This is a genomic window from Streptomyces sp. NPDC033845 (assembly GCF_055576225.1).
The window spans coordinates 1-25,422 of sequence record NZ_JBVIRI010000002.1; the positions used below are offsets into that span (position 1 = coordinate 1).

Annotated in this window: 24 protein-coding genes, 1 rRNA gene, 1 pseudogene and 1 riboswitch; of the genes and pseudogenes, 18 read left to right on the forward strand and 8 right to left on the reverse strand. The window is 71.4% G+C overall.

The window, feature by feature from the left end:
• Nucleotides 1–138: 138 nt before the first annotated feature.
• From rrf to ACZ50K_RS04170, 11 genes are all read left to right on the forward strand, one after another.
• A 5S ribosomal RNA gene (rrf, locus tag ACZ50K_RS04120) occupies nucleotides 139–255 on the forward strand.
• Between the two features lie 123 nt (nucleotides 256–378).
• Nucleotides 379–966, forward strand: a complete 588-nt coding sequence (locus ACZ50K_RS04125; protein WP_468897230.1) for a CDP-alcohol phosphatidyltransferase family protein — start codon at nucleotides 379–381, stop codon at nucleotides 964–966.
• 21 nt (nucleotides 967–987) lie between these two features.
• Nucleotides 988–3,483: a sugar phosphate nucleotidyltransferase gene (locus tag ACZ50K_RS04130; RefSeq protein ID WP_468897232.1), complete on the forward strand. Its 2,496-nt coding sequence runs from the start codon at nucleotides 988–990 to the stop codon at nucleotides 3,481–3,483.
• 111 nt (nucleotides 3,484–3,594) lie between these two features.
• Nucleotides 3,595–4,503, forward strand: a complete 909-nt coding sequence (locus tag ACZ50K_RS04135) for a DUF881 domain-containing protein (RefSeq protein WP_468897234.1) — start codon at nucleotides 3,595–3,597, stop codon at nucleotides 4,501–4,503.
• Nucleotides 4,500–4,832, forward strand: coding sequence for a small basic family protein (locus tag ACZ50K_RS04140; RefSeq protein WP_003970459.1), 333 nt, complete (start codon nucleotides 4,500–4,502; stop codon nucleotides 4,830–4,832). Before ACZ50K_RS04135 ends, ACZ50K_RS04140 begins: the two co-directional genes overlap by 4 nt.
• A gap of 10 nt (nucleotides 4,833–4,842) precedes the next feature.
• Complete coding sequence (locus tag ACZ50K_RS04145; RefSeq protein WP_468897236.1) at nucleotides 4,843–5,652, forward strand: DUF881 domain-containing protein; 810 nt, start codon at nucleotides 4,843–4,845, stop codon at nucleotides 5,650–5,652.
• An 82-nt stretch (nucleotides 5,653–5,734) separates the two neighbouring features.
• Nucleotides 5,735–6,679: an FHA domain-containing protein gene (locus tag ACZ50K_RS04150; protein WP_468898434.1), complete on the forward strand. Its 945-nt coding sequence runs from the start codon at nucleotides 5,735–5,737 to the stop codon at nucleotides 6,677–6,679.
• Nucleotides 6,680–6,722: 43 nt separating this feature from the next.
• Nucleotides 6,723–7,454, forward strand: coding sequence for a transcriptional regulator FtsR (gene ftsR / locus ACZ50K_RS04155; RefSeq protein ID WP_468897238.1), 732 nt, complete (start codon nucleotides 6,723–6,725; stop codon nucleotides 7,452–7,454).
• Between the two features lie 53 nt (nucleotides 7,455–7,507).
• Nucleotides 7,508–7,981 carry a bifunctional nuclease family protein gene (locus tag ACZ50K_RS04160; protein WP_150210931.1) on the forward strand — a complete coding sequence of 158 codons (474 nt, stop codon included), beginning with the start codon at nucleotides 7,508–7,510 and terminating at the stop codon, nucleotides 7,979–7,981.
• Between the two features lie 179 nt (nucleotides 7,982–8,160).
• Nucleotides 8,161–8,802: a MerR family transcriptional regulator gene (locus ACZ50K_RS04165; RefSeq protein WP_468897240.1), complete on the forward strand. Its 642-nt coding sequence runs from the start codon at nucleotides 8,161–8,163 to the stop codon at nucleotides 8,800–8,802.
• Nucleotides 8,803–8,854: 52 nt separating this feature from the next.
• The gene (locus ACZ50K_RS04170; RefSeq protein WP_468897242.1) at nucleotides 8,855–10,231 is read left to right on the forward strand and encodes a DNA polymerase IV; all 1,377 of its coding nucleotides are present in this window, start codon (nucleotides 8,855–8,857) and stop codon (nucleotides 10,229–10,231) included.
• A 29-nt stretch (nucleotides 10,232–10,260) separates the two neighbouring features.
• Here the strand turns inward: ACZ50K_RS04170 and ACZ50K_RS04175 are convergent, their stop codons facing one another.
• Nucleotides 10,261–10,635, reverse strand: a complete 375-nt coding sequence (locus ACZ50K_RS04175) for a PRC-barrel domain-containing protein (protein ID WP_468897244.1) — start codon at nucleotides 10,633–10,635, stop codon at nucleotides 10,261–10,263.
• A 121-nt stretch (nucleotides 10,636–10,756) separates the two neighbouring features.
• A riboswitch (glycine riboswitch) is annotated at nucleotides 10,757–10,855 on the forward strand.
• Between the two features lie 195 nt (nucleotides 10,856–11,050).
• Here ACZ50K_RS04175 and gcvP point away from each other — a divergent pair.
• A complete protein-coding gene (gene gcvP / locus ACZ50K_RS04180; protein ID WP_468897246.1) occupies nucleotides 11,051–13,936 on the forward strand; it encodes an aminomethyl-transferring glycine dehydrogenase in 2,886 nt (961 codons plus the stop codon).
• A gap of 112 nt (nucleotides 13,937–14,048) precedes the next feature.
• On the opposite strand, the gene ACZ50K_RS04185 is transcribed toward gcvP, so the two are convergent.
• Together ACZ50K_RS04185 and ACZ50K_RS04190 are read right to left on the reverse strand one after the other, a co-directional pair.
• A complete protein-coding gene (locus ACZ50K_RS04185; protein ID WP_468897249.1) occupies nucleotides 14,049–14,255 on the reverse strand; it encodes a DUF5999 family protein in 207 nt (68 codons plus the stop codon).
• A gap of 264 nt (nucleotides 14,256–14,519) precedes the next feature.
• Nucleotides 14,520–15,116: a hypothetical protein gene (locus ACZ50K_RS04190; protein WP_468897252.1), complete on the reverse strand. Its 597-nt coding sequence runs from the start codon at nucleotides 15,114–15,116 to the stop codon at nucleotides 14,520–14,522.
• 512 nt (nucleotides 15,117–15,628) lie between these two features.
• Here ACZ50K_RS04190 and ACZ50K_RS04195 point away from each other — a divergent pair.
• On the forward strand, nucleotides 15,629–17,137 hold the full coding sequence (locus tag ACZ50K_RS04195; RefSeq protein ID WP_468897255.1) for a glutamate-cysteine ligase family protein: 1,509 nt from the start codon (nucleotides 15,629–15,631) through the stop codon (nucleotides 17,135–17,137).
• 185 nt (nucleotides 17,138–17,322) lie between these two features.
• A complete protein-coding gene (locus tag ACZ50K_RS04200) occupies nucleotides 17,323–18,066 on the forward strand; it encodes a CPBP family intramembrane glutamic endopeptidase (RefSeq protein ID WP_468898437.1) in 744 nt (247 codons plus the stop codon).
• An 84-nt stretch (nucleotides 18,067–18,150) separates the two neighbouring features.
• On the opposite strand, the gene ACZ50K_RS04205 is transcribed toward ACZ50K_RS04200, so the two are convergent.
• Nucleotides 18,151–18,972, reverse strand: coding sequence for a PhzF family phenazine biosynthesis protein (locus tag ACZ50K_RS04205; protein ID WP_468897257.1), 822 nt, complete (start codon nucleotides 18,970–18,972; stop codon nucleotides 18,151–18,153).
• 71 nt (nucleotides 18,973–19,043) lie between these two features.
• Entirely contained in the window at nucleotides 19,044–19,442 is a 399-nt protein-coding gene (locus ACZ50K_RS04210) for a VOC family protein (protein ID WP_468897259.1), read from the reverse strand.
• A 127-nt stretch (nucleotides 19,443–19,569) separates the two neighbouring features.
• Here ACZ50K_RS04210 and ACZ50K_RS04215 point away from each other — a divergent pair, with 127 nt between their 5' ends.
• The gene (locus ACZ50K_RS04215) at nucleotides 19,570–20,238 is read left to right on the forward strand and encodes a PadR family transcriptional regulator (RefSeq protein ID WP_468897261.1); all 669 of its coding nucleotides are present in this window, start codon (nucleotides 19,570–19,572) and stop codon (nucleotides 20,236–20,238) included.
• An 85-nt stretch (nucleotides 20,239–20,323) separates the two neighbouring features.
• Here ACZ50K_RS04215 and ACZ50K_RS04220 read toward each other — a convergent pair whose 3' ends face one another.
• On the reverse strand, nucleotides 20,324–20,752 hold the full coding sequence (locus ACZ50K_RS04220) for a type II toxin-antitoxin system Rv0910 family toxin (RefSeq protein WP_468897263.1): 429 nt from the start codon (nucleotides 20,750–20,752) through the stop codon (nucleotides 20,324–20,326).
• Nucleotides 20,753–20,901: 149 nt separating this feature from the next.
• On the opposite strand from ACZ50K_RS04220, the gene ACZ50K_RS04225 reads away from it, so the two are divergent.
• Both ACZ50K_RS04225 and ACZ50K_RS04230 read left to right on the forward strand, forming a co-directional pair.
• Nucleotides 20,902–21,894, forward strand: coding sequence for an EamA family transporter (locus ACZ50K_RS04225; RefSeq protein WP_468897265.1), 993 nt, complete (start codon nucleotides 20,902–20,904; stop codon nucleotides 21,892–21,894).
• A 178-nt stretch (nucleotides 21,895–22,072) separates the two neighbouring features.
• Nucleotides 22,073–23,063: pseudogene (locus ACZ50K_RS04230) on the forward strand (DMT family transporter).
• On the opposite strand, the gene ACZ50K_RS04235 reads toward ACZ50K_RS04230, so the two are convergent.
• Nucleotides 23,045–23,752 (reverse strand): pyridoxamine 5'-phosphate oxidase family protein, encoded by a 708-nt coding sequence (locus ACZ50K_RS04235; protein ID WP_468897267.1) that lies wholly within the window; start codon nucleotides 23,750–23,752, stop codon nucleotides 23,045–23,047. The pseudogene ACZ50K_RS04230 and the gene ACZ50K_RS04235 sit on opposite strands and share 19 nt — an antisense overlap.
• A gap of 37 nt (nucleotides 23,753–23,789) precedes the next feature.
• Between ACZ50K_RS04235 and ACZ50K_RS04240 the strand changes: the two genes are divergently transcribed.
• Complete coding sequence (locus tag ACZ50K_RS04240; RefSeq protein ID WP_468897269.1) at nucleotides 23,790–25,121, forward strand: aminotransferase class I/II-fold pyridoxal phosphate-dependent enzyme; 1,332 nt, start codon at nucleotides 23,790–23,792, stop codon at nucleotides 25,119–25,121.
• A 32-nt stretch (nucleotides 25,122–25,153) separates the two neighbouring features.
• On the opposite strand, the gene ACZ50K_RS04245 is transcribed toward ACZ50K_RS04240, so the two are convergent.
• Nucleotides 25,154–25,414 (reverse strand): hypothetical protein, encoded by a 261-nt coding sequence (locus ACZ50K_RS04245; RefSeq protein ID WP_468897271.1) that lies wholly within the window; start codon nucleotides 25,412–25,414, stop codon nucleotides 25,154–25,156.
• Nucleotides 25,415–25,422 lie beyond the last annotated feature (8 nt).

Consider the following 25,422-nt stretch of genomic DNA (forward strand, 5'->3'; position numbering starts at 1 on the left):
CAGATGTGGAAGCCCGGTAACGGGTGGAGCTGACTGGTACTAATAGGCCGAGGGCTTGTCCTCAGTTGCTCGCGTCCACTGTGTTAGTTCTGAAGTAACGAACCGTGTCATCGTCCGGTTTGGTTAACTTCATAGTGTTTCGGTGGTCATAGCGTTAGGGAAACGCCCGGTTACATTCCGAACCCGGAAGCTAAGCCTTTCAGCGCCGATGGTACTGCAGGGGGGACCCTGTGGGAGAGTAGGACGCCGCCGAACAATCATTGTGGGGAAGCCCCGCACCTTAAATGGTGCGGGGCTTTTCTGCGTTCAGGGCCACGCCGGTCTCCTGTAGGGTCAGGAGGCATCGTTCGCACGTTCAACAGCAGTGGAGGCCCCCGGGTGGAGGTCCAGGAGACTCGGGTTCAGACGGACCGGATTTTCACGATTCCGAACATCCTGAGCATGGCTCGGCTGGCCGGCGTGCCGCTGTTCCTCTGGTTGATTCTGGCGGAGCACGACGGTTGGGCCCTGCTCGTGCTCATGCTGAGCGGCATCAGTGACTACCTCGACGGAAAGCTCGCGCGCCGCTGGAACCAGATCAGCAATCTCGGTCGACTCCTCGACCCGGCCGCGGACCGGCTGTACATCCTCACCACCCTCTTCGGCCTCACCTGGCGTGAGATCCTGCCGCTCTGGGTGACGATCGCCCTGCTCGCACGCGAAGTCATGCTCGCCGTCATGGTGCTGATCCTGCGCAAACACGGCTATCCGCCGCCCCAGGTGAACTTCCTCGGCAAGGCGGCCACGTTCAACCTCATGTACGCGTTCCCTCTCCTGCTGCTCAGTGACGGCTCCGGATGGCTCCCCTGGCTTGCATCTGTTTTCGGATGGGCGTTCGCTGGATGGGGTACAACCCTCTATTGGTGGGCAGGGATCCTTTATGTGGTTCAGGTCCGTCGGCTCGTGAGGGCGGACACCGCCGATTGAGCCAAGGAGGACTCTTCCGACATGAAGGCCGTCGTGATGGCCGGCGGCGAGGGCACACGCCTTCGCCCCATGACTTCGAGCATGCCCAAGCCGCTCCTGCCGGTGGCAAACCGGCCGATCATGGAGCATGTCCTTAGGCTGCTCAAGCGGCACGGGCTCAGCGAGACCGTGGTCACCGTGCAGTTCCTGGCATCCCTGGTGCGGAACTACTTCGGTGACGGCGAAGAACTCGGCATGGAGCTCACCTATGCCAACGAGGAGAAGCCGCTCGGCACCGCCGGCAGCGTCAAGAACGCCGAGGAAGCGCTGAAGGACGACACCTTCCTCGTCATCTCCGGCGACGCGCTCACCGACTTCGACCTCACCGAGCTCATCCGTTTCCACAAGGAGAAGGGCGGTCTCGTCACCGTCTGTCTCACCCGGGTGCCCAACCCCCTCGAATTCGGCATCACCATCGTCGACGAGGAAGGCAAGGTCGAACGCTTCCTGGAGAAGCCGACCTGGGGTCAGGTCTTCTCCGACACCATCAACACCGGCATCTACGTGATGGAACCGGAAATCTTCGACTACGTCGAAGCCGACACCTCCGTGGACTGGTCCGGGGACGTCTTCCCCCAGCTGATGAAGGAAGGCCGGCCCATCTACGGCTATGTCGCCGAGGGCTACTGGGAAGACGTCGGCACCCACGAAAGCTATGTGAAGGCCCAGGCCGACGTCCTCGAAGGCAAGGTCCAGGTCGAGATGGACGGCTTCGAGATCTCCCCCGGAGTCTGGGTCGCGGAAGGAGCCGAGGTCAGCCCCGAGGCGATCCTCCGTGGACCGCTCTACATCGGCGACTACGCCAAGGTCGAGGCCGGGGTCGAGATCCGGGAACACACCGTCATCGGATCCAACGTGGTCATCAAGAGCGGCGCCTTCCTGCACCGCGCCGTCGTCCACGACAACGTCTACATCGGCCCGCACAGCAACCTCCGCGGCTGTGTCATCGGCAAGAACACCGACATCATGCGGGCCGCCCGGATCGAGGACGGGGCCGTCATCGGCGACGAATGCCTCGTCGGCGAGGAATCCATCGTCCAGGGCAACGTCCGGGTCTATCCGTTCAAGACCATCGAGGCCGGCGCCTTCGTCAACACCTCCGTCATCTGGGAGTCCCGCGGCCAGGCCCATCTCTTCGGCGCCCGCGGTGTCTCCGGGATCCTCAACGTCGAGATCACCCCCGAGCTCGCGGTCCGGCTGGCCGGCGCCTACGCCACCACCCTCAAGAAGGGCGCCACCGTCACCACCGCGCGCGACCACTCCCGCGGCGCCCGCGCCCTCAAACGGGCGATGATCTCGGCCCTGCAGGCCAGCGCCATCGACGTGCGCGACCTGGAGAACGTACCGCTGCCCGTCGCCCGGCAGCAGACCGCCCGGGGCAGCGCCGGCGGCATCATGATCCGCACCTCGCCCGGTGTGCCGGAATCCGTGGACATCATGTTCCTCGACGAACGCGGAGCCGACCTCTCCCAGGCCCAGCAGCGGAAACTGGACCGGGTGTACGCGCGGCAGGAGTACCGGAGGGCGTTCCCCGGCGAGATCGGCGACCTCCAGTTCCCGTCCAGCGTCTTCGACTCGTACACCGGATCGCTGCTGCGGCGGGTGGACACCACCGGGATCGCCGATTCCGACCTCAAGGTGGTGGTCGACGCCTCCAACGGCAGCGCCGGCCTCGTCCTGCCCAGCCTGCTGGGACGGCTCGGCGTGGACGCGCTCACCATCAACCCCGGACTCGACGAGTCCAGGCCCACCGAGACGGCCGAGACCCGCCGCACCCGGCTGGTGCGGCTCGGCGAGATCGTGGCCTCGGCGCGCGCCGCCTTCGGGGTCCGCTTCGACCCCGTGGGGGAGCGGATCTCCCTGGTCGACGAACGCGGGCGGATCATCGAGGACGACCGGGCCCTGCTGGTGATGCTCGACCTGGTGGCCGCCGAGCGGCGCAGCGGGCGGGTGGCCCTCCCGGTCAACACGACCAGGATCGCCGAGCAGGTGGCCGCGTACCACGGCACCCAGGTGGAGTGGACGACCACCTCGCCGGACGATCTGACCCGGGTCGGCCGGGCCGAGAACACGATCTTCGGCGGAGACGGCCGGGGCGGGTTCATCATCCCGGAGTTCAGCAGTGTCTTCGACGGTTCGGCGGCCTTCGTCCGCCTGATCGGGCTGGTGGCCCGGACCCAGCTCACGCTGAGCCAGATCGACGCGCGGATACCGCGAGCCCATGTGCTCAGGCGGGACGTGCCGACCCCGTGGGCGGTGAAGGGCCTGGTCATGCGGCGTGTGGTGGAAGCGGCCGGAGACCGGCACGTGGACACCACCGACGGGGTCCGGGTGGTCGAGGCCGACGGCCGGTGGGCGCTGGTCCTGCCCGACCCGGCCGAGGCCGTCACCCACCTGTGGGCGGAGGGCCCCGACGACGCCTCCGCGCAGGCGCTCCTGGAGGAGTGGGCCGCGGTGGTCGACGGGGCGGGGAACTGAACCCGCCGCACCAGGCGGTACGACCGGGAATCCGGGGGGCCCGGGGCGGCTGAGTCCGCCCCGGGCCCCCCCGGGGACCGCATTCGGTGGTGGTGCGTCCGCCGTGCGACGATGTGCGGCATGTCGCAGCCGCCCAACAACCGGACTCCGGCCGCCCCGCCGCCGGCCCGCCCGGACGCCTCCATGTCGCTGCTGACGCATGTGATGGACCACAGCCTGGACGAGGGCTACGCGGAGGCCTCCGCCCGGCGGGCCGCGGACGGCACCGCCGGACTGCCGCGCTCGCTCAAGGCCAAGCTGGGACTGGCCGCCGGGCTGGTGCTCGCCGCCATGGTCGTCACGCTGGGAGCCGCCGAGGCGCGGATCAGCGCGCCGGTGCTGGCCAAGGAGCGGCACGACCTGATCGACCGGGTCGAGTCCGCCGACGGCCGTGCCGACGACCTGGAGAAGGACATCGAGACGCTCCGCGAGGACGTCGCCGCCCGTCAGCGCGCCGCCCTGCGGCAGCACGGCGGGGACCAGGGCGAGCTGGTGGCCCTGCTGGCCGGGGCCACCGAGGTCACCGGGCCGGGGATCAAACTGGTCGTGGACGACGCCAAGGGCGCCTCCGACGGCGGGGGCGGCGGGCCCCGGGAGAGCAGCGGGTTCTCCGACACCGGACGGCTCCGGGACCGGGACATGCAGCGGATCGTCAACGGGCTGTGGCAGTCCGGGGCGGAAGCGGTGTCGATCAACGGGCAGCGGCTGACCCAGCTGTCGGCGATCCGGGCCGCCGGTGACGCGATACTGGTCGACAACAGGCCGCTGGTGCCGCCGTACGAGATCCTCGCGGTGGGGGACAAGGACCGGCTGGGCGCCGCGTTCCGGGACAGCGCCGACGGCCAGTATCTGAAGGTGCTGGAGGAGAGCTACGGCATCCGCTCCACGCTGACCGCCCAGGACGGGCTGCGGCTCCCGCCCGCGTCCAGCCTGACCGTACGTACAGCCACAGCAGTACAGCCAAAGAAGGGTGCATCGTGATCGCGGTACTGGGCCTGGTGGTCGGAGTGGTGGTCGGACTGCTGGTCCGCCCCGAAGTGCCGGCCGTCGTCGAACCGTATCTGCCGATCGCCGTGGTCGCGGCGCTCGACGCGGTGTTCGGAGGTCTGCGCGCGATGCTCGACGGCATCTTCGTGGACAAGGTCTTCGTGGTGTCGTTCCTGTCCAACGTCGTGGTGGCGGCGCTGATCGTGTTCCTCGGCGACAAGCTGGGCGTCGGCGCGCAGCTGTCCACCGGTGTGGTGGTCGTCCTCGGCATCCGCATCTTCTCCAATGCCGCGGCCATCCGCCGGCACGTGTTCCGGGCGTGAGGGCGGGCCGATGAGCAGCCAGGAGACTCCCCCCGAGGAGACGGGCCCGAGCGGGCAGACGGATCAGAGCGGGCAGGCGGATCAGAGCGGGCAGACCGGTGAGACGGGCCGGCAGCGGCTGAAGGCCGGGCTGTGGCCGCCGCGGGTGAGCCGGGCCCAACTGATCGTCGCGCTGCTGCTCTTCGTGCTGGGGCTGGGGCTGGCCATCCAGGTGCGGTCCAACAGCGATCCCAGCGCGCTGCGCGGGGCCCGGCAGGAGGATCTGGTGCGGATCCTCGACGAACTGGACGGGCGTACCAAGCGTCTACAGGACGAGAAGCAGAAACTGGAGGACCAGCGCACGGAGCTGGAGAACAGTTCCGACCAGGCCGAGGAGGCGCGACGGCAGACCGTGGAGAAGGAGCGCCAACTGGGCATCCTGGCGGGTACGGTGGCAGCCCAGGGGCCGGGGATCACCCTGAAGGTCTCCGACCCGAAGGGGCTCGTGCAGTCCGACATGCTGCTGGACGCCATCCAGGAGCTGCGGGCGGCCGGGGCCGAGGCGATCCAGATCAACGGTGTGCGCGTGGTGGCGAGCTCGTACTTCTCGGACGAGAGCGACGGTGTGAGTGTCGACGGTAAGAAGATCACACAGCCCTATGAGTTCAAGGTGATCGGGAAGCCGCAGGACCTGGAACCGGCACTGAACATTCCGGGCGGTGTCATCCAGACGCTGGAGAAGGAGCAGGCCGCGGCCACTGTCGTACGCTCGACCAAGATCGTCGTCGATGCCTTGCGGGCGGCGAAGCAGCCTGACTACGCTCGGTCGTCATCGCCGTGAGGCGCGACGGAGGAGGAAGCCTCCCACGTGGGCGGAAGCCTGCGGGGGGTCGGCGCACCGAAGTCGCGGTGCGTGGTGGAAACTGTCTGATGGTTACGGACGTTGTGAGAATGTCCGGGTCGGCAGGTGTGTGCATTCGGAGTTCGTCCTGCCCCACGGGCGGGTCTGTTTCGGTCAAGGGGAATCGCCCGTGAAGTTGTTTGAGAAGTTGTTCGGCAAGAAGAACCGCGAGGAGAGCGGTGCGGCCAGGCACCGTGCCGGGCACGGTGACGTGGAAGGGCAGGGCGACCGGCCGCTCTTCCGCGACGAGGTCGCCGGCCAGGGTGACATTTCGGGCGGACGGGGCGCGTCGGCTGTTGACCCTGCCGGTACCGGACGCATAGGTTTCGGTGAACCATCAACCTCAAGTGCGGGTGGAGGGTTTGACCCCGACCCGTATGCCACCAATGCCTCCGCGGGGCAGCCGCGGCGCGAGGAGCCGTCCATGTCGGCCGAGCAGGTTTGCAGCAGGTGTGGCCACCGCGCGGGTGCGGCCAGCCGCTTCTGCTCGAACTGCGGGGCGCCGCTGCGGGCGGGTCTGACGCCGGAGCGCGCCTCGGAGACCACGTCCACCATCTCGATCTCGGGCCTTGAGGCCTACGAGGCCGAGCTGTCGGGACAGACGCACGTGTCGTCCTCGCTGTCCCCCGAGGCCCAGGCCGCGGTGGAGGCGCTCCCGCCGGGTTCCGCGCTGCTCATCGTGCGTCGGGGTCCGAACTCGGGGAGCCGCTTCCTGCTGGACGGAGAGCTGACCACGGCGGGCCGGCACCCGCAGAGCGACATCTTCCTGGACGACGTCACGGTCTCCCGGCGGCATGTCGAGTTCCGCAGGAGCCACGACGGTGGGTTCACCGTCGCCGACGTCGGCAGCCTCAACGGCACGTATGTCAACCGGAACCCGATCGAGACCGTCGCCCTGACCAACGGGGACGAGGTGCAGATCGGCAAGTACCGGCTGGTCTTCTACGCGAGCCTGCGGGGCATCTGAGCCTTCCGGACTCCGTCCGGGGGGAGCCCAGGGAAGGTTTCCCATGCTGCGTACACCGACGGGCGGTGCCGGACACGGCGCCGCCGGCTCGGCCGGGCGGCTGGTGAGCATCGGCACGGTGCTCACCCTGCTGCGCGACGAGTTCCCCGATGTCACCATCTCCAAGATCCGTTTCCTGGAAGCGGAAGGTCTGGTCGAGCCCCGGCGCACCCCTTCCGGGTACCGCAAGTTCAGTACCGAGGACGTGGACCGGCTGGCGCAGATCCTGCGTCTCCAGCGCGATCACTACCTGCCGCTGAAGGTGATCCGCGAGCAGCTCGACGGACGTGCCCCGGGGGAGCCGATCCGCATCCCCTCGCCCTCCCCGCACGCGGACGCCGCGGAGGAGGCCGGTGAACCGCCGGTGGCCTCCCGGGTGGGGCGCGCGGAGCTGATCGAGGCCGCCGCGGTGGACGAGGACCAGTTGGCGGAGTGGGAGTCCTACGGCCTGGTGGCCGAGACCGCGGGCGGCGGGTTCGACGTCGAGACGGTCACGGTGGCCCGGCTGGTCGCCGATCTCGGCCGTTTCGGGCTGGAGCCCCGGCACCTGCGGGCCATGAAGGCGGCCGCGGACCGCGAGGCGGGCCTGGTGGAGCAGGTGGTGGCGCCGCTGCGCCGGCACCGCAACCCGCAGACCAGGGCGCACGCCGAAGCGACCATGAAGGAGCTCGCGGGGCTCTCCGTGCGGCTCCACGAGGCCCTTGTGCAGACCGCCCTCGGGGTCCGGCTGAACTGAGCTCGGGTGGCCCCGACTACCCAAACCCGCACGGCAGGTCCTAGGGTTGCTGTGTGAACGAGCTCGACGTCGTGGGTGTCCGGGTGGAGATGCCCTCCAACCAACCGATCGTGCTCCTGCGTGAAGTGGGAGGCGATCGGTACCTCCCCATCTGGATCGGTCCGGGGGAGGCGACCGCCATTGCCTTTGCCCAGCAGGGGATGGCCCCTGCCCGGCCGCTGACGCACGACCTGTTCAAGGACGTGCTGGAGGCGATCGGTGAGGAACTCACCGAAGTCCGGATCACGGATCTGCGGGAGGGCGTTTTCTACGCGGAGCTGGTCTTCGCCAGTGGGGTGGAGGTCAGTGCGCGGCCGTCCGACGCCATAGCGCTCGCCCTGCGCACCGGTACGCCGATCTACGGCAGTGACGGGGTGCTGGACGACGCGGGGATCGCGATCCCCGACGAGCAGGAGGACGAGGTGGAGAAGTTCCGCGAGTTCCTCGACCAGATCTCTCCCGAGGACTTCGGCACCAGCAATCAGTAGCGCGTCTCCGCGCATCCGCAGTGGCTGTTCCGCCCCATTCGAGTAGCCTTTCCCCGCAATGGGGCACGGGAAACCACTCTCAGGGTGATTATCACTCGGCGTGCCGAGTGTGGCGATCGTTGACGCACCCCTGGTGACTGCCTACCGTCGAGATGGCAGGTCAAGGACGGAGGGTCGGCGTGAGAGTCACGGGCGACGGTACGACCGGGGGCATCCCCGCACGGACTGAGGGCGGACCGTACCCGCTGCACGGCAGCGCGCCGGGCTCCGCGCGCCGGTCGCCGGAATCCGCGCCGGTCGGGCCGGTGGGCGAGGGCGACCAGGCGGCCGAGCAGATCGGCTACCGCGGCCCCACCGCGTGCGCCGCGGCGGGCATCACCTACCGGCAGCTCGACTACTGGGCCCGGACCGGACTGGTGGAACCCAGCGTCCGTCCGGCCTACGGTTCGGGCACCCAGCGGCTGTACAGCTTCCGGGACGTGGTCGTCCTGAAGATCGTCAAGCGGTTCCTGGACACCGGGGTGGCCCTCCAGAACATCCGCACCACCGTCCAGCACCTCCGCGACCGGGGTTTCGCCGACCTGGAGCGGATGACCCTGATGAGCGACGGCGCCACCGTCTACGAGTGCACCTCCCCCGACCAGGTCGTGGACCTCCTCCAGGGCGGCCAGGGCGTCTTCGGGATCGCCGTGGGCGTGGTGTGGCGGGACGTGGAGAACGCGCTCTCCCAGCTCCACGGGGAGCGGGTGGACACCGGGGAGACCCTGGTCGGCCACAATCCGGCCGACGAGCTGGCCGCCCGCCGCAACCGCGCGGGATAGCCCGGGCCCGTCGCCGGGGCCCGTTGTCAGTGGGATGGGGGAGCATCGGCTTGTGAGAGCCGCGCCGACCATCCTGCACCTGGACATGGACGCCTTCTACGCCTCGGCGGAGCAGGCGTCCAAGCCCAGCCTGCGGGGCAAGCCCGTGGTGGTGGGCGGTCTGGGGCCGCGCGGGGTGGTGGCCACCGCCTCGTACGAGGCCCGCCGGTTCGGGGTGCACTCGGCCATGCCGATGGCCCAGGCGCGCCGGCTCTGTCCGAACGGCGCCTACGTGGTGCCTCGCTTCGGCCTCTACCGGGCGGTCAGCGACCAGGTGATGGCCCTGCTGCGGGCGCTGTCCCCGCTGGTGGAGCCGCTCAGCCTGGACGAGGCCTTCGTGGACCTGGAGGCCGGCGGGTCCGCCTTCGACTCGGCCTCCGCCCGGGCGGTGGGGGAGCGGCTGCGGGCGGACATCCTGGCGGTGACCGGTCTCAGCGGGTCCGTGGGGCTCGCCGGGTCCAAGATGCTCGCCAAGGTGGCCTCCGAGGAGGCCAAGCCGGACGGGCTGCTGCTGATCGAGCCGGGCACCGAGCGGGAACTCCTCGCCCCCATGCCGGTGCGCACCCTGCCCGGGGTGGGTCCGGCCACCGGGGAGCACCTGCGGCGGGCCGGGATCACCACGGTGGGGGAGCTCGCCGAGGCCGGCGAGGACGAGCTGGTACGGATGCTGGGCCGCTCGCACGGGGTCGCCCTGCACCGGATGGCCCTGGGGCTGGACGACCGGGCCGTGGTCGCCGAGCGGGACGCCAAATCGGTGTCCGTGGAGGACACCTTCGACGTGGACCTGCACGACCGGGTCCGGATCCGGACCGAGGTCCAGCGGCTGGCCGACCGCTGTGTGGGGCGGCTGCGCGGTTCGGGGCACTCCGGCCGGACCATCGTGCTGAAGGTCCGGCGCTACGACTTCTCCACGCTGACCCGCTCGGAGACGCTGCGCGGGCCCACGGACGACCCGGCCGTGGTCCGGGAGGCGGCCGACCGGCTGCTGGCCGGGGTGGACACCACCGGCGGGGTGCGGCTGCTGGGGGTCGGGGTGTCGGGGCTCGCGGACTACACCCAGGAGGACCTCTTCGCGCAGAGCGGGGCCACTGGGCCGGACGGGGTGCCCGCCGCCCCGGGGGAGCCGGAACCCGTACCGCAGGAGCCTGCCGGGCCGGGCGCCGAGCCGGAGCCCGAAGCCCCGCAGGAGCGGCACTGGGCGGCCGGAAGTGACGTACGGCACGCGCTGTACGGGGCGGGGTGGGTCCAGGGCAGCGGGGTGGGCCGGGTCACCGTGCGGTTCGAACAGCCCTGGTCGGCGCCCGGGCGGGTGCGGACCTTCCGGGTCGAGGACCCGGAGCTGGAGCCCGCCGAACCGCTCCCGCTGCGCGAGCCCGTCGACCCGCCCTGACCTGACACAGGGCGCGGATCAGGGCCGGTTCAGCCGGCCGGGTCCTCCTCGCCCGCCAGCCGGCCGAAGTCCTGCCGGAAGTCGCTGGGCAGGGCCACGTCCAGTCCGTAGTGGTGGTAGAGCTGGAGCTCCTGTTCCGGGGAGAGGTGGCGGCCGACCCCGAAGTCCGGGGCGTCCTTGATCAACGAGCGTTCGAACGGCACCCGCAAGGCGTCGTTGACCAGCTCACTCGGCTCCAGCGGGACGAAGGCGTCCCGCCCGAACAGACCCGTGCGCACCGCCGCCCACTCGGGGATTCCGGTGGCATCGTCCAGATACACCTCGTCTACGGTGCCGATCTTCACGCCGTTCCGGTCGAACGCCTTGCGGCCGATCAGGCTGCGCGGATCGATGTCGGTCTGCACGGTCCCTCCAAATGGTCGCAACTCCTCCGTAAGCACAACGAAAGTGCATTTCCGGGGGGAGGGCCAGTCGAGGGAGGCCGGAAGGCCCCGGATCCTCGCTGGTAGGCTGGGTGACGGCTGCTGACCCTGTGCGGGAGAGTCCTCCGAGCGAGCACGACGGAGGCGCCGAAGGAGCAAATCCTCCCCGGAATCTCTCAGGCAGACGTACCGCACGGACGAGGCCACTCTGGAAAGCAGGGCTGGGCGTCGGGACCGCAGTGCCGGCACTCGTCCTCACCGACGGTGAAAGTCGTCCGACCCGGGAGAACCCCGGGCGAGCCGGCGAAGCTCTCAGGTTGAGATGACAGAGGGGGAGGCCGTCCGGGCGTCCTCAGTGGCGCCCAATCAGGTCGTGCAGACCAGGAGGCCTCCGTACATGACCGCCAACCGCATTCCGCTCTCCCAGCTGGAGCGTGGCATCCCCTTCGAGCAGCGTCACATCGGCCCGGACGCCGAGGCGCAGGCCAAGATGCTCGCCCAGGTCGGCTACGGCTCCCTCGATGAGCTGACCGCCGCCGCGGTACCGGATGTGATCAAGAGCGCCGAAGCCCTGAACCTGCCCTCGGCCCGGACCGAGGCCGAGGTGCTGGCCGAGCTGCGCTCGCTCGCGGACCGCAACCAGGTGCTCTCCTCCATGATCGGTCTCGGCTACTACGGGACCTTCACCCCGCCGGTGATCCTGCGCAACGTCATGGAGAACCCGGCCTGGTACACGGCCTACACGCCCTACCAGCCGGAGATCTCCCAGGGCCGCCTCGAAGCCCTGCTGAACTTCCAGACCGTGGTCGCCGAGCTGACCGGGCTGCCCACCTCCGGCGCCTCCCTGCTCGACGAGGGCACCGCGGCCGCCGAGGCGATGACCCTGGCCCGCCGCGTGGGCAAGGTCAAGGGCGGGGTCTTCCTGGTCGACGCCGACACCCTGCCGCAGACCATCGCGGTGATCGAGACCCGCGCCGAGCCCCTCGGCATCGAGGTCGTGGTCGCCGACCTGTCCGAGGGCATCCCGGCCGAGATCGCCGAGCGCGGCGTCTTCGGCGTGGTCCTCCAGTACCCGGGCGCCTCCGGCGCGGTCCGCGACATCAAGGCCGTCATCGACCAGGCGCACGGCATCGGCGCCATCGTCACCGTCGCCGCCGACCTGCTGGCCCTCACCCTGCTGGCCTCCCCCGGCTCCCTCGGCGCCGACATCGCCGTCGGCACCACCCAGCGCTTCGGCGTCCCGATGGGCTTCGGCGGTCCGCACGCCGGCTACATGGCCGTCCAGCAGCAGCACGCCCGCTCGCTGCCCGGCCGCCTGGTCGGCGTCTCCGTGGACGCCGACGGCAACAAGGCCTACCGGCTGGCCCTGCAGACCCGCGAGCAGCACATCCGCCGCGAGAAGGCCACCAGCAACATCTGCACCGCGCAGGTGCTGCTCGCCGTCATGGCCGGCATGTACGCCGTCTACCACGGCCCCGAGGGCCTGAAGACGATCGCCCACCGCACCCACCGCTACGCCTCGGTGCTGGCCGCCGGTCTGACCGCCGGCGGGGTCGAGCTGGTGCACGGCTCCTTCTTCGACACGATCACCGCCAAGGTGCCCGGCAAGGCCGCCGAGGTCGTCGCCGCCGCCCGCGAGGCCGGGGTCAATCTGTTCCAGGTGGACGCCGACCAGGTCTCCGCCGCCTGTGACGAGACCACCAGCCGCGCCGACCTGGCCGCGGTCTGGGGCGCCTTCGGGGTGACCGGCGACGTGGAGGCCCTGGACGCCGCCACCGCCGACGCGCTGCCCGAGGGCCTGCTGCGCTCGGACGCGTACCTGACCCACCCGGTCTTCCACCAGCACCGCTCCGAGACCGCGATGCTGCGCTACCTGCGCAAGCTCTCGGACAAGGACTACGCGCTGGACCGCGGCATGATCCCGCTGGGCTCCTGCACCATGAAGCTCAACGCGACCACCGAGATGGAGTCGGTCACCTGGCCCGAGTTCGGCCAGCTGCACCCGTTCGCCCCCATCGAGCAGGCCCAGGGCTACGCCACGCTGATCACCGAGCTGGAGGAACGTCTCTGCGAGGTCACCGGCTACGACAAGGTCTCCCTCCAGCCGAACGCCGGCTCCCAGGGTGAGCTGGCCGGCCTGCTCGCGGTCCGCGCCTACCACCGCGCCAACGGCGACGAGCAGCGCACCATCTGTCTGATCCCGTCCTCCGCGCACGGCACCAACGCGGCCAGCGCCGTGATGGCCGGCATGAAGGTGGTCGTGGTCAAGACCGCCGACGACGGCGAGGTCGACATCGACGACCTGCGGGCCAAGATCGAGCAGTACCGCGCCGAACTGGCCGTGTTGATGATCACCTACCCGTCCACCCACGGGGTGTTCGAGGAGCACGTCGCCGACATCTGCGGCCTGGTGCACGAGGCCGGCGGCCAGGTCTACGTGGACGGCGCCAACCTGAACGCCCTGGTCGGGCTGGCCAAGCCCGGCCACTTCGGCGGCGACGTCTCGCACCTGAACCTGCACAAGACCTTCTGCATCCCGCACGGCGGCGGCGGCCCCGGCGTCGGCCCGGTCGGTGTCCGCGCGCACCTGGCGCCGTACCTGCCGAACCACCCGCTGCAGCCCACCGCCGGTCCCGAGACCGGTGTCGGCCCGATCTCGGCCGCCCCCTGGGGTTCGGCCGGCATCCTGCCGATCTCCTGGTCCTACGTCCGTCTGATGGGCGGCGAGGGCCTCAAGCGGGCCACCCAGGTGGCGGTGCTCGGTGCCAACTACATCGCCAAGCGCCTGGAGCCGCACTACCCGGTGCTCTACACCGGCCCCGGCGACCTGGTGGCGCACGAGTGCATCATCGACCTGCGCCCGCTGGCCAAGGACACCGGCGTCTCGGTGGACGACATCGCCAAGCGCCTGATCGACTACGGCTTCCACGCGCCGACCATGTCCTTCCCGGTGGCCGGCACGCTGATGATCGAGCCCACCGAGTCCGAGGACCTGGCCGAGATCGACCGGTTCTGCGACGCGATGATCGCGATCCGCGGCGAGATCGAGAAGGTGGCCGCCGGAACCTGGCCGGCCGGTGACAACCCGCTCGCCAACGCCCCGCACACGGCGGCCGCGCTGGGCGGGGAGTGGAACCACGCCTACACCCGTGACGAGGCGGTCTTCCCGGGCGGGGTCGTGGCGGCCGAGAAGTACTGGCCGCCGGTGCGCCGGATCGACGGCGCCTTCGGCGACCGGAACCTGGTCTGCTCCTGCCCGCCGCTGGACGAGTACGACAACTGAGCGGGTGACGGCCGGTGGTGACCGGTCGGGACACGGCGAGGGGCCGTTCCGGGAGGACTTCCCGGAACGGCCCCTCGGCCGTTGTCTCCCAGGCCGTGTGCGGGTCGGGCCCTCAGGCCGCCTTCACCACGTGGGCCGCGGCCAGCGGGCGGTGTGGTGCGATGATCTGCCCGTCCGGCAGCAGCTCACCGGTGTCCTCGAAGAGCAGGACGCCGTTGCACAGCAGGCTCCAGCCCTGTTCCGGGTGGTTGGCCACCGGATGTGCCGCCTCCCGGTCGGTGGAGGCGGCAGATGGGCAGGCAGGCTGGTGCTGGCACATGGATGCGTTCTTTCGCTGCGGTGTGGTCTGTGTGCTGCGGCTCGATGCGTGGTTCATGGCCGCCCCCCGTATCAATCGGTGTGTGCAGGGTCCCAGTGTTGCCCCACCGGACTGGCCGTGCAGGGATTTCCCGCCAGCTGTCCTCACAGATTGATGACGCATCACCCGTGCGGGCGGTTCGACCCAACTACCCTGTCACTTCGGGTGGTTAGCCCCCCATCCCGAGTGACTAGGCCGAATGGGTCAATGGTGTCACCGGCCGGTTCAAGCCGCCGCCCCACCGGCCAGCGCGGGCGGCGGCGGGGTCAGCCGGTGGGTGAGGACCGGCAGCAGCTCCGACACCGGGTGCGGGCGGTAGGCGGCGATGCCCGGCGGGGCCGGGGCCAGCGGGACCAGCAGATCGGCGGCGGCGGGCAGTCCGGCCGCCGGGTCGGCGCCGGTCGCCCCGTGCAGCCACAGGGTGAGCATGTACAGCTCGGGCACCGACAGCAGCCTGGGCTGGTAGCCGGTCCCCAGCGACTCGGCCTGGCGCAGGGCCCGTTCGGTGGCGGCCACGTAGGGGCCCTCGAAGAAGTGGGAGAAGGTCCAGCCGTCCGGGGTGAGCCGGGCGTCCGCCGCCGCCACGTACCGGTCGCCGCCGCGGATCAGGAACCGCCATGCGGTCAGGCGGGTCCGGGGCGGCCGGCCGCCGGCCACCACCCGGTCCAGGACATGGACGGGCAGCGGGAGTTCGGCGGTCACCGGCCCTTGCAGGGCGCGCAGGGTGGGGGTGTGCTTCTCGCGGACGGCGTCGGGGGAGCCGAGTGCCGCGAGGACGCTGCGCAGGGCGGGCGCGGGGGCCGGGGAGACATGCAGCGGCATGATGATGGGTCGCCTCTCACTTGGGAGACCGGTGGTGCGGGGGCGGGGTGTGCGGAGGGAGCTGTCGCATTCTGAGGCCGGAGGGGGGCTGTGGGGCAATGGCCGCGCGCCAACTCTCCGCCTTGTTTGCGGAGTTTATACGACATGTGTTCACGCAGTGTTTCGGCTAGCCGTCCCGGCTATTGCGGGCAAGGCTCTTACCGGTCCCGCTGTCATGGATTCCATGCCGCATGAGCCCGGATGTTCCGCGCTGACCTCGGAGGTTACCCGACAAGGGCTCGGCTGAAAAGCATCGGTAATGCGTGCGATCCGTTTTCCGGCAACTCCGACGAGGATATTGCATCTGGCAACGTGCCGGGTGAATGTGCCAACGCGCCCTGTCGGCCAAACCGGCGCGCGCTCCCGCCAGAGGCGACCCCGCGGAGTTATCGATCACAGGGTCGGGGCATCATCGACCGTACACGCGCACCCCCGGTCGGCCGGGCGGGAGCCAGTCGAGGAGGGACGCTTCGATGGGGGAGAAGGTCGTGGCAGGCGGATTCGACCTGTCCGATCGGCAACGGTACCGAAGGAAGCTCCACGAGTGCCTGGAGGGACTGGAGCGGCTTCTGGCGGAGAAGAGGTTCGATCGTCCCAAGAATCTCATGGGGCTTGAGATCGAATTGAATCTCGCGGGTTCCGACGGACTGCCGAGAATGGTGAACGCCCAGGTCCTGGAGCGCATAGCGAGCCCCGATTTCCAGACCGAACTGGGAATGTTCAACCTGGAGCTCAACATACTTCCGCACCGACTCGACGGCCGGGTATTCGACCGGCTCGCCGAGGAACTCAGTGCGGGGCTCGGCTATGCCCACCGGCAGGCCGCGGAAGTCGATGCCGGAGTCGTCATGATCGGTATCCTGCCGACCATTTCCAAGCAGGACCTGGTCACCGCCAACCTGTCCGCGGTGGACCGGTACTCACTGCTCAACGAGCAGATCCTGATGCTTCGCGGAGAGGATTTCCATCTGGACATCGAGGGGGTGGAGCGGGTCACCTGGACGGCCGGATCCATCGTGCCGGAAGCCGCCTGCACCTCCGTACAGCTCCATCTCCAGGTCACCCCGGGCCGGTTCGCGGACGTGTGGAACGCCGCGCAGTGCGTGGCCGCCGTACAGATAGCGGTCGGCGCCAACTCGCCGTTCCTGTTCGGGCGGGAGCTGTGGCAGGAGTCGCGGCCGCCGCTGTTCCAGCAGGCCACCGACACCCGCCCGCCCGAGCTCCAGGCCCAGGGAGTAAGGCCGCGGACCTGGTTCGGCGAGCGGTGGGTGGACTCGGCGCAGGAGCTGTTCGCCGAGAACGTCCGCTACTTCCCCTCGCTGCTGCCCATCTGCGACGAGGAGGAACCCCTGCGGGTGCTCGACGAGGGCGGGGTGCCGGGCCTCCGGGAACTGGTGCTCCACAACGGCACCGTCTACCGCTGGAACCGGCCCGTCTACGGGGTCGCGGACGGGGTGCCGCACCTGCGGGTGGAGAACCGGGTGCTGCCCGCCGGGCCCACGGTCACCGACGTGGTGGCCAACGCCGCCTTCTACTACGGCCTCGTACGGACCCTGGCCGACGAGAAGAGCCCGGTCTGGAGCCGGCTGCCGTTCGAGGAGGCCGAGGCCAACTTCGACGCGGCCTGCCGGTACGGGATCGAGGCCCGGGTGCGGTGGCCGCGGCGCGGCCGCGGCGCCGGGCTGGCCAGCGTCCCGGCCGTCCGGCTGGTGCTGGACGAACTGCTGCCGCTGGCGGCCGCCGGACTGGACGCCTGGGGCATCGAACCCGCCGACCGGGACTACTACCTGGGAATCATCGAGGAGCGCTGCCGGCGCCGGGTGAACGGGGCCAGCTGGCAGGTGGACACCTACCGCCGCGGGCTGGCCGGCGGGCTGGAACGGGAGGCGGCGCTGGCCGCCACCACCCGGCGGTACAGCGAACTGATGCACAAGGGGGACCCGGTGCACACCTGGCCGGCCGGGCTGCCCGAACTCGGCTGACCCCTCCACCGGCCCCTCCACCGGCCCCTCCGCCGACCCTCCGTGCCCGACCGGTGCCCGCCCCCGGTCACCCCTTCCGCCTCCGGGCAGGCAGTATGGGGTGATCGGAACGGGCGACGGGACGGGAGCGGGGCGTGCGGGCGGAACCGGTGCTGGAGGATCTGCGCGAGGACGGGCGGCGCGGAATGCTGCGCACCGAGACCCTGCTCGTGCTCGCCCTGTCGCTGGGCGCGAGCGGGATCTCGGCCCTGATCAGCTTCATCGGCTCGCTCACCAAGCCGGGCGGCCTCAAGGACCAGGCCGCCACCCTCAACGGCTCCTACGCGCCCGGCCGGCCCTGGCTGGACCTGGCCTGGCAGCTGTTCGGGATCGCCTCCGCCCTGGTGCCCGTCCTGCTGGTGGCCCATCTGCTCACCCGTGAGGGGGCGGGCGGGCTGCGGGTCCTGGGCTTCGACCGGACCCGGCCGCTCCCGGACCTCGGCCGGGGCGCCCTGGTCGCGGCCGGCATCGGCAGCGCCGGGCTGGCGTTCTACCTGATCGCCCGCGCCACCGGGTTCAACCTGACGGTGGTGCCGGAGGCGCTGCCCGAGGTGTGGTGGAAGTTCCCCGTGCTGATCCTCTCCGCCGTGCAGAACTCGGTGGTGGAGGAGGTCATCGTGCTGGCCTACCTGCTGCGCCGGCTCGACCAGCTGGGCTGGTCGCCGATGGCGGCCCTGCTGGCCAGCTCGCTGCTGCGCGGCTCGTACCACCTCTACCAGGGCATCGGCGGGTTCATCGGCAACGCGGTGATGGGCGCCGTGTTCGTGCTGCTGTACCGGCGGTGGGGGCGGGTGGGCCCCCTGGTGGTCGCCCACGCGCTCCTCGACATCGTGGCCTTCGCCGGATACGCCCTGCTCGCGGGCAAGGTGGACTGGCTGCCCACGCCCTGAGGGCCACCCGCCGAGGGCCACCCGCCGAGCGGGGCGTCGGCCGCCCTCAGGGGGACGCGTACGGCTCAGCACGTCCCGTAGGGCTCAGGGGGCGGTCAGGAGCTCCCCGTCGATCACGGTGACGGCCCGGCCGGTGAGCAGGGTGCGCTCGCCCGCCAGGGTCACCCGGACCAGCCCGGTGCGGGCGCCGCCCTGGAGCCCGGTCAGCTCGGTACGTCCCAACCGGTCCGCCCAGAACGGGGCCAGCGCGGTGTGCGCGCTGCCGGTCACCGGGTCCTCGTCGATCCCGACCGCCGGGAAGAAGCCCCGGGAGACGAAGTCGTAGCCGCGCGCCGGGTCCTCGGCGGCGGCGGTGACGATCACCCCGCGCTTGGAGTACGCCCGCAGCACGGCGTGGTCGGGGCGCAGCTCCCGGACGGTCCGCTCGTCGGCCAACTCGATCACCAGGTCGCCGATGTGCGCGGAGGTGTCGAACGCCGACCGGACCTCCACCCCGCCCAGTGCCCGGACCACCTCGGCCGGCGGCTCCCAGGGGGTCAGCCCGGAGGTCGGGAAGTCCATGGTCACGGTGCCGTCCGCGGCCGCTTCGGCGACCAGCACCCCGCAGCGGGTCGCGAACCGGATCGGCCCGGCGGCCAGCCCGTCGGCGGCCAGCACATGGGCGGTGGCCAGGGTGGCGTGGCCGCACATGTCGACCTCGGCGGCGGGGGTGAACCAGCGCAGCGCCCAGTCGGCGTCCCCGCCGGGCGGCAGCGGGTGGGCGAAGGCGGTCTCGGAGAGGTTGACCTCGGCGGCGACCTGCCGGAGCCAGCCGTCCGGGGGGAACTCGGTGTCGAGGAGCAGGACGCCCGCGGGGTTGCCGCCGAAGGGGCGGTCGGTGAAGGCGTCGACGATTCGGATGCGCATGTCCTCGACCGTAGGACGGCCGGTCGGACCGGTGCCAAGGCCAATTCGCGATGACTGGCCTTGCCTGCCGCTCAGCCGAGGTAGTCCGCGCGCCCGTCGTCGTCGAGTTCGAAGGGGCCTTCGGGGATGACGCAGAACTCGTTCCCCTCCGGGTCGGCCATCACCAGGAACCCGCCGTCGGCGTACTCCTCCAGCCGGCGCCCGCCGAGGGCCTCGACCCGGCGCTGTTCGGCGGCCGGGTCGGGGGTGGAGATGTCGAAGTGCATCCGGTTCTTGCCGGTCCCGGGCTCCGAGGTCCGCTGGAAGCCGAGCCCCAGGCCGTGCTCGCGCCGCAGCCATACGTAGGGGCCCATCCTCCCGACCACGGGCCGGTCCAGCAGCCCGGCCCAGAACGCGGCGAGCCGCTCGGGGTCGAGGGCGTCGATGACCAGGGTGTTGATCCGCACGGCTGAACCGGTCGAGTCCGTCATGCCGTGATCCTTTCACCGCGGCTCGTCGTCGGCTCGGGCGGGGGTTGCTCGGCGAGCGATCCCGATATATCGTTGAGCCATCGCGAACGATCGATGAAGAAGCGGTCGGCGGAGAAAGGGGCGCATCATGCGCGGACGCGGACATGGACACGAGCAGGGACACGAGTACGGACAGGGGCGCGGCCGGGGCCGGGGGTTCTTCGGCCCGGAGCGCGGTCCCGAGCGCGGCGGCGAGCGCGGGGAGTTCGAGGGGCGCCGGCGCGCCTTCGGCCCCTTCGGGCCGGGCTGGGGCGGAGGGCCGGGCGGACCCGGAGGACCCTTCGGGGGCCGGGGAGGCAGGGGAGGCCCGCACCGCCGGGCCCGGCGCGGCGATGTCCGCGCCTCCATCCTGGCGCTGCTCACCGACCGGCCGATGCACGGCTACGAGATGATCCAGGAGATCGCCGAGCGCAGTGGCGGAGCCTGGAAGCCCAGCCCGGGATCGGTCTACCCGACCCTTCAGATGCTGGAGGACGAGGACCTGATCAGCAGCGAGAGCGACGGCGGCAAGAAGCTGTTCACGCTCACCGCGGCCGGCCGCACCGAGGCCGAGTCGGTGCCGTCGGCCCCCTGGGAGGAAGTCGGGCGCGGGGTCGACTGGGAGAGTATGAACGAGATCCGGGAGGCCGGTTTCGGTCTGATGGAGGCGTTCGGGCAGGTCTGGAAGACCGGCACTCCCGATCAGCGGCAGAAGGCCGTCGCGGTGATCAACGAGGCGCGCAAGAAGCTGTATCTGATCCTTGCCGACGAGCACTGAGCATCGAGCACTCGACCTGCTCCCGAGCATGGTGGCGCCCCGCGACAGCTGTCGCGGGGCGCCACCGTATTCCGGGTCCGGGTCCTCAGGCGACCAGCCCCGCCAGCTTGCGCAGCGATTCGTTCAGGGCGGCGGTGGCCGAGTCCTTCAGCTTGCCCGCCATCAGAGAGACGGCGGCGCCGGTGAACTCCCCGTCGATCCGGACCGTGGTCGCCCCGCCGTCCGGGATCAGGGTGTACTTGGTCAGTACCACCACGCCCATCGGGCCCTTGCCGCGGATCGCGAAGACCTGCTCGGCCGCCAGCTCCTCGATGGTCCAGGTGACCTCGGCCGGGAAGCCCATCATCTTCATGTTCTCCTCGAAGGTGGCCCCGACCGCGAGGGTCTCCGGTCCGCCCTTGGGGAAACTGGTGTGGGTCATGCTCCACTGGCCGTACGCACCCCAGTCCGTCAGCTGGGACCAGACCTTCGCGGCGGGCGCCTCGATGCGTGATTCCGCGGTGACTTCGGCCATGCGACCACCCCTTCTCGTCGGGTACGTGCGGCGGAAGGTAGCCGGGGCGGCCACAACATTCAATACTGACGACCTGTCAGAAAATCTGCGTCCGTCTCAACAGGCGTCACTCGCGTGACGCTCCTGACGCCGACTGTCATGATGGCCCGATGCAAGCGTCAGGGAAGAACGCCGGCCTGGGCCTCGCCCTGGTCTCGGCGGCCGCGTTCGGCGGTTCGGGAGTGGCGGCGAAGCCGCTGATAGAGGCGGGTCTGGACCCGCTGCACATGGTCTGGCTCCGGGTGGCCGGCGGAGCCCTGGTGCTCTCGCCGCTGGCCTGGCGCCATCGCGACCTGCTGCGCCGCAAGCCCGCGCTGCTGGCCGGCTTCGGGCTGATCGCGGTCGCCGGGGTGCAGGCCTTCTACTTCGCCTCCCTGTCCCGCATCCCGGTCGGGGTGGCCCTGCTGCTGGAGTACCTCGGCCCGGCGCTGCTGCTCGGCTACATCCGGTTCGTCCAGCGCAAGCCGGTCACCCGGGCGGCCGCGGCCGGCGCCGCGGTGGCCGTCGTCGGCCTGGCCTGTGTGGTGGAGATCTGGTCCGGGCTCAACCTCGACCCGCTGGGCGTGCTGCTGGGTCTGGCCGCCGCCTGCTGCCAGGCCTGCTACTTCGTCTTCGCCGACCAGGGCGCGGACGGCGAGGACGCCCCCGACCCGCTCGGCGTGGCCGCGTACGGCCTGATCATCGGCACCCTGGTGATGACGGTGATCGCCCGGCCCTGGCAGATCGACTGGCAGGTGCTCGGCGCGGGCGCCGAGATCGCCGGTACCGAGGTGCCCGGGGTGGTCCTGCTCGGCTGGGTGGTGCTGATCGCCACCGTGCTCGCCTATCTGACCGGGGTGGTCTCGGTGCGGCGGCTGTCCCCGCAGGTGGCCGGGGTGGTGGCCTGTCTGGAGGCGGTCATCGCCACCGTGCTGGCCTGGGTGCTGCTCGGTGAGCACCTGTCCCTGCCGCAGGTGCTGGGCGGCGGCCTGGTGCTGGGCGGGGCGCTGATCGCCCAGACCGCCCGGCCGAAGCCCCCGGAGGACCTGCCGGGCGGCGACTCGGCCGCACCCCCTATGGTGGCTTCCATGCATTCGACCGCGCTGCCGCCTCCCGCCGTCTGACGCGGGCGGCCACCGCCACCCGTCAGGCGTGATCAGGACCCCGGTTCCCCGGGGCGGTCCGTGCTGCCCGCGAAGCGATGAACCAGTCCCCTCATCCTTCACGCACGCGCGGAGAACACACGTGTCGAACCCTTCCACTCCTGCCGGACCCTCCCTTCGTCCCGGGCCCGGCGCCCCGTTGCACCAGCCCGCGTCCACCGGGCGCAGCCTGCTGTTCCTGGTCATCGCCGGAGCCGCCTGGGGGACCGCCGGGGCGGCCGCCTCGCTGCTCTTCCTGGCCAGTGACCTCGGTCCGCTGGCCCTGTCGTTCTGGCGGTGCGCCGGCGGACTCGCCGTACTGCTCGCGGTCCTCGCGGTACGCCGCTCCCGGCGGCTCCGGGGGCTCCGGGGGCTCCGGGCGCTCCGGGCGGCCGGCCGGTCCGGGCGCCGGGTCGGTGCCCTCGCTGATCGTCACCGGGCTGCTGTTCACCCTGTTCCAGGCGGCCTACTTCTGGGCGGTGCGGGAGACCGGGCTGGCCGTCGGCACCGTGGTGACCCTCGGCGCCGGGCCGGTGCTGATCGCGCTGGGCGGCCGCTACTGGATGGGCGAGCGGCTGGGCCGCGGCGGGGCCCTGGCGGTGGTCGGGGCGCTGGCCGGGCTGGTGGTGCTGGTCCTGGGCGGCGGCCGGGCCGAGGTGCGGCCGGCCGGGATCGGCTGGGCGCTGCTGTCGGCCGCCGGCTATGCGGCGATGACCCTGCGGACCCGCCGGAGCGGACAGCGCGGCACGGCGGGGGACCCGCTGGTCACCACGGCCTGGTCGGTGGCGGTGGGCGCGGTCTGCCTGCTGCCGCTCGCCCTGCTGGAGGGCATCCTTCCGCACACCGACCGGCCCGGCCGGGTGCTGTGGCTGCTGGTGTACGTGGCGACCGTGCCCACCGCGCTGGCGTACGCCCTGTACTTCACCGGGGCCGCCTCGGTGCGGGCCGCCACGGTGTCCGTGATCATGCTGATCGAGCCGGTGGGCGCGGCGCTGATCGCGGTGCTGGTGCTCGGCGAGGAGCTCACCGGGGCGGTGGTGCTGGGCACGGTGCTGCTGCTGACGGCGGTCCTCGCGCTGATCGTCGCGGAGTCCCGCCGTCCGGCCGGGCCGGTGGTGTCAGCCGAACCGCTTCACAGCGCGGTCAGGTAGCCGGGGGTCGGGATGCCCGGGGCCAGGTCGGCGGCCGGCTCCGGGCGCCCGTAGGTGCGGGCCACCGGGACCACCCCCGACCAGTGCGGCAGGCCGAGGTCGGCCGGGTCGTCGTTGGGGCCGCCGGTGCGGACCTTCGCCGAGACCTCGGTCAGGTCCAGCCGGATCACCGCGGTGGCCGCCAGTTCCTTGGCGTCGGCCGGCCGGGAGTCGGCGGACCGGCCGGGGACGACCTGGTCCACGATCGCGTCCAGGGCGGTCCGGCGCTCCTTTGGGTCGGTGACCGTGCGGGCGGTGCCGTGCACCACCACCGAGCGGTAGTTGATCGAGTGGTGGAAGGCGGACCGGGCGAGCACCAGCCCGTCCACATGGGTCACGGTGACGCACACCGGGAGCCCCGGGTCGGCCGCGCCCGCGGCGCGCACCGGGCGGGAACCCGTGGAACCGTGCAGGTAGAGGGTCTCGCCCACGCGGGCGTAGAGGGTGGGCAGGACCACCGGGGCGCCGTCGCGGACGTAGCCGAGGTGGCAGACATAGGCCTCGTCGAGTATCGAGTGCACCGTCCCGCGGTCGTAGCGGGCGCGGTCGGCGGACCGGGTGGGCACGGTCCGGGCGGTGCGCTCGTAGGCGGCCTGGTCGGTGGGGGAGGCTTCGCCGGTCGGGGCGGCTTCGTCGGTGGGGGCGCTCATGGTGCGTACTCCATTGCACTAGTGCATAATGCTGTTTGTGCTAGAAGAGTATCCGGTCAAGGGTGGCCGCGCATCGGAAATCGCCTCCAGCGTCGAGACGGCGGTGGGCTCCGGCGAGCTGCGCCCCGGCGAGCTCCTGCCGCCGATGCGGGAACTGGCGGCCCGGCTGGGGGTCAACCCCAACACCGTCGCGGCCGCCTACCGCACCCTGCGCGAGCGCGGGGTCATCGAGACGGACGGCCGCCGCGGCAGCCGGATCCGGGCCAGACCGGTCAGCAGCCCGCGCGAGGCCATGGGCGTGGCCGTCCCGCCCGGCACCCGGGACCTGGCCTCCGGCAACCCCGACGTGGCCCTGCTGCCCCCGCTGACCGGACCGCTCGCGGCAGCCGCCCGCCGGTACGCGGCGGAGCCCACCGTCTACGGCATGGAGCCGCTGGTCCCGGAACTGGAAGCGCTGGCCCGTGCCGGGCTGGCCGCGGACGGGGTGCCGGCCGGTCCGCTCACCCTGACCTCGGGCGCCCTCGACGGCATCGAACGGGTGCTGACGGCCCATCTGAAACCCGGTGACGCGGTGGCGGTCGAGGATCCGGGCTGGGGCAGCCTGCTGGACCTCGCCCCGGCGCTCAGGCTGCGGGTGCTGCCGGTCGCCCTGGACGAGGAGGGGCCCCGGCCGGAGGCGGTGGCCGCGGCCCTCAAGGCCGGGGCCCGGGCCCTGGTGGTCACCTCCCGGGCGCAGAACCCGACGGGGGCCGCACTGGGCGCCGCCCGGGCGGCGGCCCTGCGGTCCGTACTGGCCCGGCATCCCGGGGTGCTGGTCGTCGACGACGACCACGGCCACGGGATCGTCGACCTGCCGCTGCACTCGCTGGGCGGGATGACCCGCCACTGGGCACTGATCCGCTCCACCGCCAAGGCGTACGGACCGGACCTCAGGCTCGCCGTGGTCACCGGGGACGAGGTGACCCTGGACCGGGTCCGCGGCCGGCAGCGGCTGGGCCCCGGCTGGGTGAGCCGGCTGCTCCAGTACACCCTGCTCGAACTGTGGACCTCCGGGGCCGTGGACCCGGCGGCGGTGGCCCGCGGCTACGCGGACCGGCGGGATCCGCTGGTGGCCGCGCTCGCCGCGCACGGGGTGGCCGCGTACGGCCGCAGCGGGATGAACGTCTGGATCCCGGTCGCCGACGAGACCGCGGCCGTGACCCGGCTGCTGACGGCGGGCTGGGTGGTGGCCCCCGGGGCCCGGTTCCGGCTGGACACCGGCCCCGGCATCCGGATCACCGTCTCCCGGCTCACCCCCGCCGACCTGCCCTCCCTGGCCGCGGCGGTCGCCGAGGCGGTCCGGCCCAGCTCGGCCACCCGGTTCGTCTGACCGGCCCGTCGTTCCTCTTCCTGCCGGCCCGGTCAGGCCGGCAGGAAGAGGAACGACAACAGGGAGAGCACCAGGCCCGAGAGCAGGACCATCGTGGCGATCGCCCGGAAGAAGAAGGCCGAGGCCACCATGGTCGGGGCGCGCAGATCGCCGCGCCGCCGCATCCGCAGCTCGGCGTTGCGGGCCGCGTTCCGCTCCAGCGCCCGGGCGGCCCCCCGGACGTCGAACGCCACCCAACCGCCGGCGACCAGAGCGCTCAGACCGAACAGCAGCAGGAACGAGAACAGGGCCATGGGTCCCC